Source organism: Nitrobacter sp. 62-13, from assembly GCF_001896955.1.
Lineage (GTDB): Bacteria > Pseudomonadota > Alphaproteobacteria > Rhizobiales > Xanthobacteraceae > Nitrobacter.
In genome coordinates, this window is record NZ_MKRN01000070.1 from 1 (window position 1) to 9,667 (window position 9,667).

Annotated in this window: 11 protein-coding genes; 8 read left to right on the forward strand and 3 right to left on the reverse strand. The window is 63.3% G+C overall.

From position 1 onward, the window contains the following. The first annotated feature begins 8 nt into the window (after positions 1-8). The 6 genes from purC (at position 9) to BGN91_RS06910 (ending at position 5,708) form a co-directional block, all read left to right on the forward strand. A complete protein-coding gene (gene purC, locus BGN91_RS06885; RefSeq protein WP_292611730.1) occupies positions 9-776 on the forward strand; it encodes a phosphoribosylaminoimidazolesuccinocarboxamide synthase in 768 nt (255 codons plus the stop codon). Between the two features lie 111 nt (positions 777-887). After that, the gene (gene purS, locus BGN91_RS06890; RefSeq protein ID WP_292611714.1) at positions 888-1,130 is read left to right on the forward strand and encodes a phosphoribosylformylglycinamidine synthase subunit PurS; all 243 of its coding nucleotides are present in this window, start codon (positions 888-890) and stop codon (positions 1,128-1,130) included. Positions 1,131-1,142: 12 nt separating this feature from the next. Further along, a complete protein-coding gene (gene purQ, locus BGN91_RS06895; RefSeq protein ID WP_292611716.1) occupies positions 1,143-1,844 on the forward strand; it encodes a phosphoribosylformylglycinamidine synthase subunit PurQ in 702 nt (233 codons plus the stop codon). Positions 1,845-1,865: 21 nt separating this feature from the next. After that, on the forward strand, positions 1,866-4,076 hold the full coding sequence (gene purL / locus BGN91_RS06900) for a phosphoribosylformylglycinamidine synthase subunit PurL (protein ID WP_292611717.1): 2,211 nt from the start codon (positions 1,866-1,868) through the stop codon (positions 4,074-4,076). Between the two features lie 184 nt (positions 4,077-4,260). Next, on the forward strand, positions 4,261-4,494 hold the full coding sequence (locus BGN91_RS06905; protein ID WP_292611719.1) for a BolA family protein: 234 nt from the start codon (positions 4,261-4,263) through the stop codon (positions 4,492-4,494). Positions 4,495-4,520: 26 nt separating this feature from the next. Beyond that, a complete protein-coding gene (locus BGN91_RS06910; protein WP_292611721.1) occupies positions 4,521-5,708 on the forward strand; it encodes a low temperature requirement protein A in 1,188 nt (395 codons plus the stop codon). Between the two features lie 16 nt (positions 5,709-5,724). On the opposite strand, the gene egtD is transcribed toward BGN91_RS06910, so the two are convergent. Then, complete coding sequence (gene egtD / locus BGN91_RS06915) at positions 5,725-6,687, reverse strand: L-histidine N(alpha)-methyltransferase (protein ID WP_292611723.1); 963 nt, start codon at positions 6,685-6,687, stop codon at positions 5,725-5,727. 41 nt (positions 6,688-6,728) lie between these two features. After that, positions 6,729-7,991 (reverse strand): ergothioneine biosynthesis protein EgtB, encoded by a 1,263-nt coding sequence (gene egtB / locus BGN91_RS06920; protein WP_292611725.1) that lies wholly within the window; start codon positions 7,989-7,991, stop codon positions 6,729-6,731. Positions 7,992-8,254: 263 nt separating this feature from the next. Here egtB and grxD point away from each other — a divergent pair, with 263 nt between their 5' ends. Together grxD and BGN91_RS06930 are read left to right on the forward strand one after the other, a co-directional pair. Continuing rightward, a complete protein-coding gene (gene grxD, locus BGN91_RS06925; protein WP_292611732.1) occupies positions 8,255-8,593 on the forward strand; it encodes a Grx4 family monothiol glutaredoxin in 339 nt (112 codons plus the stop codon). Between the two features lie 323 nt (positions 8,594-8,916). Beyond that, positions 8,917-9,180: a PepSY domain-containing protein gene (locus BGN91_RS06930; protein ID WP_292611727.1), complete on the forward strand. Its 264-nt coding sequence runs from the start codon at positions 8,917-8,919 to the stop codon at positions 9,178-9,180. Positions 9,181-9,249: 69 nt separating this feature from the next. On the opposite strand, the gene rpsD is transcribed toward BGN91_RS06930, so the two are convergent. After that, positions 9,250-9,667: 30S ribosomal protein S4 (gene rpsD, locus BGN91_RS06935; protein WP_292611729.1), on the reverse strand; the 418-nt coding region annotated here is incomplete at its 5' end.

Sequence of the window (9,667 nt, forward strand, 5' to 3'; positions counted from 1 at the left end):
ACATCCCAATGAGCCGTCGGCGTCGCATTTACGAAGGCAAGGCCAAGGTGCTTTACGAAGGACCGGAGCCGGGCACACTGATTCAACATTTCAAGGACGACGCCACCGCGTTCAATGCCAAGAAACATCAGGTGATCGAGGGCAAGGGTGTCCTCAACAACCGGATTTCGGAATACCTGTTCCAGCACCTCAACGACATCGGGGTGCCGACCCATTTCATCCGCCGTCTCAACATGCGCGAGCAACTGATCCGCGAGGTCGAGATCGTGCCGCTCGAGGTCGTGGTCCGCAACGTCGCGGCGGGATCGCTGTCGCAGCGGCTCGGCATCGAGGAAGGCACCCAACTGCCGCGCTCTATTATCGAGTTCTATTACAAGAACGACCAGCTCAACGATCCCATGGTCTCCGAGGAGCACGTCACGGCGTTCGGATGGGCGACGCCGCAGGAGATCGACGACATCATGGCGCTGGCGATCCGTGTCAACGATTTCCTCACCGGGCTGTTTCTCGGCATCGGCATCCGTCTGGTCGACTTCAAGATGGAATGCGGCCGGCTGTTCGAGAACGAGATGATGCGGATCATCGTGGCCGATGAAATCTCGCCCGACTCCTGCCGGCTGTGGGACATCAAGTCGAACGAGAAGCTCGACAAGGACCGCTTCCGCCGCGATCTCGGCGGGCTGGTGGAAGCCTACACCGAAGTTGCGAAACGGCTCGGCATCCTGATGGAAAACGAGCGGCCGGTCGGCGCCGGCCCGGTGCTGGTGAAGGGTTGATTCCGATCGGTCGTTCCGGGGCGGCGCGAAGCGTCGAACCTGGAATCCGGAAGTGGGGCCAGATTCCGGATCGATCCGCTGTGCGGATCGTCCGGAATGACGAGGGTGGGGATGAAAGCGCGCGTTACCGTTACTTTGAAAACCGGCATTCTCGATCCGCAGGGCAAGGCGATCGAGGGCGCGTTGAAGTCGCTCGGCGTCGACGGCATCGCCAGCGTGCGGCAGGGCAAGGTATTCGACATCGAGCTTGCCGGCGCGGACAAGGCCAAGGCCGAGGCCGTGCTCAAGGCCGCCGCCGACAAGCTCCTGGCCAACACCGTGATTGAGAATTATCGCGTCGAGGTTCTCGGCTAGGCGACGCACGACATGAAATCCGCAGTTCTCGTCTTTCCCGGCATCAATCGCGAGCGCGACATGGCGCGCGCCTTGCGGCTCGTGTCCGGACGCGAACCCGCCATGGTCTGGCATGCGGAAACCTCGCTGCCTGAGGGCACCGATCTCGTCGTGGTGCCCGGCGGTTTTTCCTACGGCGATTATCTTCGCTGCGGCGCCATCGCCGCGCGGTCTCCGGTGATGGACGCGGTGCGCGCCTTTGCGTCTCGAGGCGGGCTCGTGCTCGGCGTCTGCAACGGCTTCCAGATTCTCTGCGAGTCCGGACTTCTTCCGGGAATCCTGATGCGCAACGCGCGGCTGAAGTTTATCTGCCATGACGTGCATCTGCGGGTCGAGCGGTCCGATACTCCGTTCACGCGCGGCTACAATGCCGGGCAGGTGATCCGCGTGCCGGTCGCCCATGGCGAGGGCAATTACGCCGCCGACGAGGAGACGATCCGCCGCCTCGAAGGCGAAGGCCGCGTTCTCTATCGTTATTGCTCGCCGTCGGGCGAGATCGGCGACACGCACAACATCAACGGCGCGGCGCAGTCGATCGCCGGCATCATCAACGAGCGCGGCAACGTGCTCGGCATGATGCCGCATCCGGAAAACCACGTCGAAGGCATCATGGGCTGCACCGACGGCCGCGGGCTTTTCGCGGGCCTGGTCGCGCATCTGGAGCGGGCGGCGTGAGAAACGCCGACATTTTTGTCCATGCAATCTAACGACCCCCTGATCACTCCCGAACTCGTCGCCTCGCACGGTCTCAAGCCGGACGAATACGAGCGCATTCTCAAGCTGCTCGGCCGGACGCCGACTTTCACCGAACTCGGCATTTTCTCGGCGATGTGGAACGAGCATTGCTCATACAAGTCTTCGCGCATCCATCTGCGCGGGCTGCCGACGAAAGCGCCGTGGGTGATCCAAGGGCCGGGCGAGAACGCCGGCGTCATCGACATCGGCGACGGGCAGGCGGTGGTCTTCAAGATGGAGAGCCACAACCACCCGAGTTATATCGAGCCCTATCAGGGCGCGACGACCGGCGTTGGCGGCATCCTGCGCGACGTCTTCACCATGGGCGCGCGCCCGATCGCCTGCCTCAACGCGCTGAGCTTCGGCGATCCATCGCATCCGAAAACGCGGCATCTGGTGTCGGGCGTGGTCGCGGGCGTCGGCGGCTACGGCAACTCGTTTGGGGTGCCGACGGTTGGCGGGCAGGTACGCTTCCACACCCGTTACGACGGCAACATCCTCGTCAACGCCATGGCGGTCGGCCTCGCCGACGCCGACAAGATCTTCTATGCGGCCGCCTCAGGTGTGAACATGCCGATCGTCTACCTCGGCTCCAAGACCGGTCGCGACGGCATTCACGGCGCCACCATGGCGTCGGCGGAATTCGACGACGACAGCGAAGAGAAGCGCCCGACCGTTCAGGTCGGTGATCCGTTCGCGGAGAAGCTGCTGCTGGAGGCCTGTCTCGAAATCATGGCGAAGGGCTGCGTCGTCGCGATCCAGGACATGGGCGCGGCGGGGCTGACCTGTTCGGCGGTGGAGATGGGCGCCAAGGGCGACCTCGGCGTCGATCTCGATCTCGACAGCGTGCCGACGCGCGAAACCGGCATGAGCGCCTACGAGATGATGCTCTCGGAATCGCAAGAGCGGATGCTCATGGTTCTCAAGCCCGAGAAGGAAAAGGAAGCGGAGGCGATCTTCCGCAAGTGGGGCCTCGATTTCGCGATCGTCGGCACCACCACGCCGAGCAAGCGGTTCGTGGTGAAGCATGGCGGCGACGTGATGGCCGACCTGCCGATCAAGGAGCTTGAATCGGAAGCGCCCTTGTACGATCGGCCGCACGTTCCTTCTCCGCAATTGCCGGTCGTTCACGCCCGCGATGTCGCGCCGCCGCTGTCGGTAGCTGACGCGCTGGAGAAATTGATCGCGACGCCGGAACTCTGCTCGAAGCGCTGGGTATGGGAGCAGTACGATCACGTGATCGGCGGCAATACCGTGCAGCGTCCGGGCGGTGACGCGGCCGTCGTGCGTGTGCTGGACGGGCCGAAGGGGCTTGCGCTCACGGTCGACGTGACCCCGCGCTACTGCGAGGCCGATCCGTATCAAGGCGGGAAGCAGGCGGTCGCAGAAGCCTGGCGCAACATCACCGCGGTGGGCGGCCGGCCGCTGGCGATCACCGACAATTTGAACTTCGGCAATCCGGAACGGCCCGAAAACATGGGGCAGTTCGTCGGCTGCCTGAAGGGCATTTCGGAAGCCTGCACCGCGCTGGAGTTCCCGGTCGTGTCCGGAAACGTCTCCCTTTATAATGAGACGAATGGCCGCGGCATCCTGCCGACGCCCTCGATCGGCGGCGTCGGCCTGCTCGACGACTTCACCAAGTCCGCCTCGCTCGCCTTCAAGGCCGAGGGACATCCGATCCTGCTGATCGGCGAGACGCAAGGCTGGCTCGGCCAGTCGGTTTACCTGCGCGACGTCTGCGGCCGTGAGGAGGGTGCGCCGCCGCCGGTCGACCTCGCCGCGGAACGGCGCAATGGCGACGTCGTGCGCGGCATGATCCACGCCGGCACCGCCACGGCCGTGCATGATGTCTCCGATGGCGGGCTTCTCATCGCGCTGGCGGAAATGGCGATGGCGAGCGATATCGGCGCCGTGCTCGACGCAGCACCTGAAGCGCTTGTGCCCCATGCCTGGTGGTTCGGCGAGGATCAGGCGCGCTACATCGTCACCGTGCATGAAAAGGACCTGCTGAGCGTATTCACCAAACTCAGGGCGGTCGACGTGCCGTGCGTCCAGATCGGCCTGACCGGCGGCCGCGAGATCGCCATCGCCGGCGAGCGCGCCGTCGCCGTCAAGGCCTTGCAACACGGTTTTGAAAGCTGGCTGCCGGACTATATGGCGGGAAAAGGGTGACCGCGGCTCGCACACGCAGCGCGTGCCGCAAGCCGGCGCTAACCCGCGCGGTTACCTTCGCCCTTGCGATTGGCAAAGTTCGTGCGAGTATAGGGTCGATCTGCGTGACGTGACGAGATAGCCATATTAAGTAGAACGGCCGTCGCGGCGACTCCGGTATGTGGCGGATTTGGGAGACACTCTGATGCCGATGGAAGCGCGGGAAATCGAGTCGATGATCAAGGAGGCGATTCCGGACGCCCAGGTGACGATCCAGGATCTCGCCGGCGACGGCAACCATTACTCGGCCACCGTGATCTCGGAGTCGTTTCGCGGCAAGTCCCGCGTGCAGCAGCATCAGATCGTCTATCAGTCGCTGAAGGGACAGATGGGCGGCGTGCTCCACGCACTGGCGTTGCAGACCGGCGTGCCGGAGTAGTTCGACGCGCCGTCGCAGAGGGGTTGATGCCGCGCGCCAACGACGATGGAAGGCTTCTGCGGGAACGCAGCCCTCATCAGCACAATCGTGTAACCTACGTCGAACTGTTCTTCGACCTGGTGTTCGTCTTCGCGATCACGCAAATCTCCCACACGCTGCTCGCGCACTTCACGCCGATCGGCGTGCTGCAAGTCACCATGCTGATGCTGGCGGTGTGGTGGGTCTGGGTCTTCACCTCCTGGACCACCAACTGGCTCGATCCCGACCGCGCCCCGGTGCGGATCATGCTGTTCGGGCTGATGCTCGCCGGTCTTTTGCTGTCGACCTCGATCCCCAGGGCTTTCGACAATCGCGGCCTGACATTCGCGGCCGCCTATTCCGTGATGCAGGTCGGGCGGACGCTGTTCTTCCTCTGGTCGGTGCCGGCGACGGCGGTCGGCCAGCGCAACAACTTCATCCGCATCCTGATCTGGCTTGTCGCGAGCGCGGTGTTCTGGATCGCGGGTGGACTGGCCGAGGGCAATAGCCGGATCGCATTATGGCTGGTCGCGCTCGCGATCGAATATGCCGGCCCGGCGATGCGGTTTTATACACCACGCCTCGGCGCCTCGACCACGCAGGACTGGGACGTCGAGGGCGGCCACATGGCCGAACGCTGCGCGTTGTTCATCATCATCGCGCTCGGCGAGTCTGTCGTCGTCACCGGGGCAACCTTCGCCGAGGCGGTATGGACGGTGACCACGGTTTGCGCCTTCGTGGTGGCGCTCGTCGGCAGCATCGCGATGTGGTGGGTCTACTTCCATCTCGGAGCCGAAGCCGGATCGGAACACATTTCGCGATCGTCGGATTCCGGGCGGCTCGCGCGGCTGGCCTATACCTATCTGCATCTTCCGGTCGTGGCCGGGATTATCGTCTCCGCCGTCGGCGACGAGTTGCTGCTGGCGCATCCGGGCGGCCATGTCGGGGCCAAGGAAACGCTCAGCATCCTCGGCGGCCCGCTGCTCTATCTGATCGGTACGATCCTGTTCAAGCATGCGATCCGCGGCATCTATCAGCTTTCCCACCTGGTCGGTATCGGCCTGTTCGTCGTGCTGATACCGTTCGCCTCGCGGTTCACGCCGCTGTCGCTCGCGGCAATCGCGGCGGCGGTGCTGATGATCGTGGCGGCGTGGGAAGCCATCTCGCTCGGGTCAGATTCGCATCGGGATGCGTAGGATGCGACGCCTGAGTTCAGCATACCAGTGCGTGAACCGAAAACATCCCGCCGGGATCGGTCCATGATGCGATCGGCGTCCAGCCCGCACCTTTGGCGAGTGCTGTGAAGCGATCGATGCTGTATTTGTAGCTACTTTCGGTATGAATGCTCTCGCCGGTGCGGAACGGGATGCTGCGGCCCTGCAAACGGACGGTCTGCGGTCTCTTGCTGATGAGGTACATTTCGATCCGGTGGCGTTCGCGATTGTAGATCGCGCGATGGGTGAATGCGGACAGGTCGAAATTGCCGCCGAGTTCGCGGTTGATGCGGGCCAGCATGTTCAGATTGAAGCGCGCGGTGACGCCGGCGGCGTCGTTATAGGCATCGTACAGCACCCGTTCGTTCTTCTCGAGGTCGACGCCGATCAGCATATGCGCCCCTTCGCCAAGAATCCTGCAGGCTCCGCGCAGAAAGCGGCTGGCTTCGTGGGGCTCGAAGTTGCCGAGCGTCGAGCCGGGGAAGAAGCCCACCTTCGGCATCGCCCTGACCTGATCGGGCAGAACGAACGGCGCGGTGAAATCCGCAGTCACCGGATGGATTTGCAGATGGGGGAAGTCCTTTCGCAATCCTCGCGCCTGCGCGTTGAGGAAATCTCCCGATATGTCCACCGGCACGTAGGCGGCGAATTCGCAAGCGCTCAGCAGCAGCCGCGCCTTGGTGGCGGCGCCGGCGCCGAACTCCACCAGCGCCGCGTGCTTCGGCAGGATCGCAGCGATCTCCGCTGCGCGCTCGCGCAGAATGCCAAGCTCGGTGCGGGTCGGATAGTATTCCGGCAGCCGCGTGATCTGCTCGAACAGTTCGGAGCCGGCGGCATCGTAAAAATACTTCGGCGGAATCTGTTTCGGATGGTGTGTCAGTCCCGCGATGGCGTCGCTCGCGAATGCCGGTGTCGTCTGGTCGGGAGCTGTCCCGGCCGAAGCGGCAGCGTGCAGATTCATGACAGCCTCCCTGGCGCGTCCGCATTTCGGGTTGACGATGATCAGGTGTCGTAATCCGCGAGGCGCAGACCGGTGAACTGCCAGCGGTGGTGCGGATAAAAGAAGTTCCGGTAGGTGACGCGGCTGTGCTCCTTGGGCGTCGCCAGCGACGAACCGCGCAGCACGAACTGGTTGACCATGAACTTGCCGTTGTATTCGCCGAGCGCGCCCCGGTCCGCGCGATATCCGGGGTAGGGCGCGTAGGAGCTTCGCGTCCATTGCCACACAAGGCCGAACGCGTCGTCGAGTTGACCCGCGCGCGCCGCGACCTCCCATTCCATCTCGGTCGGCAAATGCTTGCCGCTCCAGCGCGCAAACGCATCGGCCTCGTAGTAGCTGACGTGGCAGACCGGCGCGTCGGGATCGACCGGCCGCAAGCCCCCAAGCGTCATGGCCTGCCAGCCGCCGCCGGTCTTGTGCCAGTAGCCCGGCGCCTCCCACTCCTCCTCGGTGGCCGCGGCGAAACCGTCCATCAGCCATAACGTCGCGGTGCGATAGCCGCCGTCGTCCATGAAAGCGAGCCAGTCGGCGTTGGTGACGAGATTGCGCGCGAGCTTCACCGGCCCCACAAGGGCGCGGTGCGCCGGTTTCTCGTTGTCGAAATGAAAGCCGCCGCCTTGATGTCCGACGGTGTGGATGCCTTCATTCAGCGTGATCCATCCAGCGGCGTCCGCGACAGATGCGGGGAAACGCCATGACGCATTGTAAGCCGGCGAGGCCGGATTTTGCGCGAACGCGTGCAGAATATCCGTCAGCATCAGTTCCTGATGCTGCTGTTCATGATTGAGGCCGGCTTCGACCAGCGGCACGAGCTGCGTCAGCATTTTGTCGTTCGCGTCGTGGAAGAATTTAACGACCGCGGCATCGACGTGCCGGCGATAGGCGGTGATCTCCTCGGCACCCGGCCGCGTGATGTGGCCGCGCTGGGCGCGGGCATATCTCGGGCCGGCGCTGACGTAATAGGAGTTGAACAGGAAGGTGTAATCGGGATGGAACGGCATGTAGCCGGGACTGTGCTGGCCGAGCAGGAATTGCTCCCAGAACCACGTGGTATGGGCGCGGTGCCATTTCGCCGGACTGGCGTCCGGCATCGACTGCACCATCTGATCTTCTGGCGAGAGCGGCTCCGCGCGTCGCTCCGTTTCGCCCCGAACGGCGAGAAATGCCTCCGTCAGTCGGCAGGCCAGCGTTCCGGAACTGGAAAATAGCGGTAGGTTCGAAATGGCCGTCACGGCCGCGGCAGACGCTGGTTTCGTCACGGACATCTCCGGTTTTGAAGAGAACGTTGCTCGGGAGGATGGGTTCCGCAGAAGCACCCACTCCGCACCTATATGAGGTTTGCCGGAGCGAAGGACGCGGGCCAGCTTACGATTGCAACAAGGAGAGAAAACGGCAGGACCGCGCATGGCAGCTCCCCGGCAATTTACTTTATTACACAACGGTTTCGGGTTATAGCTATGCCAACTGGAGGGTCGCCCGCGGCCCTCTGAACGTGCGGCTATATGCTTACGGCTATAAGGATGTGATGATGGGCATTAAGGAATTCATCGAGAACGAACTGAAGTCGAACGACGTCGTGCTGTTCATGAAGGGCACGCCGCAATTTCCGCAGTGCGGTTTTTCGGGACAGGTGGTTCAGATTCTCGACCACGTCGGCGTCGGCTACAAGGGCCTGAACGTGCTCGAATCTCCGGACCTTCGCGACGGCATCAAGACCTATTCGAGCTGGCCGACGATTCCGCAGTTATACGTCAAGGGCGAGTTCGTAGGCGGTTGCGACATCGTCCGTGAGATGTTCCAGGCCGGCGAATTGCAGAAGCTGTTCTCCGACAAGGGCATCACCTTCAACGCCCCGGCGTCGGCCTGACGAGACGCGCCTGACACGCTTCTGGTCCTTGCGCTCGGGATCATCGCCGCGGACGGCATGGCGCGGGATCATGGCACGGGATCATGGCGCCGGGTATTGACCCGGCCGTCGAGGCAGCGAATCGGTCTGATCGGCGGCGACGGCACGATTCGTCGCCGCGACGAGGATTCGCAACTGCTCGCGGAGCGTGGCGGCAGTTGCAAAACTCCTGTGTCGCTCCCCTGTGTGATCGGTCGAGCTGAGGCGTGACGTCGCAGCATGAGGAACCCTGACGGCGAACGGCTGTTTTTGTGCGAGCCAATTCGCTGCAGGGAGATCATGGGATGAAAATACGATATGTCCCCATCGCGACGGCGGCGGCCATGGCGGTTGCCGGCCTTGCCCAGGCCGACCAGCCGGGAGCAGATTGGATGCCTGCGGATCAGGTCATCCAGAAGCTGACGGCCAAGGGATACACCCACCTCGGCAAGGTCGAGGCCGACGATGGCCATTGGGAACTTGAGGCCGATCTCAAGGGCGTCCGCTACGATCTTCATGTCGACCCGAAGAGTGGTGAGATCACCAAGAGCGAACGGGACGACGACTAGTCCCTCTCCATAGGACAATAAAAAAGCCCCGGATATCCGGGGCTTTTTTTCGAATCGCGGCCGCTGGGATCAGCGCGAATAGAACTCAACGATCAGATGCGGCTCCATCTGCACCGCGAACGGCACGTCGGAAAGGTGCGGGATGCGGATGAACTTCGCGACCTGCTTGTTGTGGTCGGCGTCGATGAAGTCGGGGACGTCGCGTTCGGCGAGCTGGTTGGCTTCCAGCACCAGCGCGAGCTGCTTCGAGGCGTCCTTGATCTCGACGACGTCGCCGACCTTGAGCTTGTAGCTCGGGATGTTGACGCGGCGGCCGTTCACCTTGACGTGGCCGTGATTGACGAACTGGCGGGCGGCGAACATGGTCGGCACGAATTTCGCGCGATAGACCACGGTGTCGAGGCGGCGCTCGAGCAGGCCGATCAGGTTCTCGCCGGAGTCGCCCTTCATGCGGGTCGCCTCGACGTAGATCGCGTAGAACTGGCGT

Bases quoted from the DNA above. Each gene is read 5' to 3' on its own strand.
- purC (WP_292611730.1), top strand. From the start codon at position 9: ATGAGCCGTCGGCGTCGCATTTACGAAGGCAAGGCCAAGGTGCTTTAC.
- purS (WP_292611714.1), top strand. From the start codon at position 888: ATGAAAGCGCGCGTTACCGTTACTTTGAAAACCGGCATTCTCGATCCG.
- purQ (WP_292611716.1), top strand. From the start codon at position 1,143: ATGAAATCCGCAGTTCTCGTCTTTCCCGGCATCAATCGCGAGCGCGAC.
- purL (WP_292611717.1), top strand. From the start codon at position 1,866: ATGCAATCTAACGACCCCCTGATCACTCCCGAACTCGTCGCCTCGCAC.
- BGN91_RS06905 (WP_292611719.1), top strand. From the start codon at position 4,261: ATGCCGATGGAAGCGCGGGAAATCGAGTCGATGATCAAGGAGGCGATT.
- BGN91_RS06910 (WP_292611721.1), top strand. From the start codon at position 4,521: ATGCCGCGCGCCAACGACGATGGAAGGCTTCTGCGGGAACGCAGCCCT.
- egtD (WP_292611723.1), bottom strand. From the start codon at position 6,687: ATGAATCTGCACGCTGCCGCTTCGGCCGGGACAGCTCCCGACCAGACG.
- egtB (WP_292611725.1), bottom strand. From the start codon at position 7,991: ATGTCCGTGACGAAACCAGCGTCTGCCGCGGCCGTGACGGCCATTTCG.
- grxD (WP_292611732.1), top strand. From the start codon at position 8,255: ATGGGCATTAAGGAATTCATCGAGAACGAACTGAAGTCGAACGACGTC.
- BGN91_RS06930 (WP_292611727.1), top strand. From the start codon at position 8,917: ATGAAAATACGATATGTCCCCATCGCGACGGCGGCGGCCATGGCGGTT.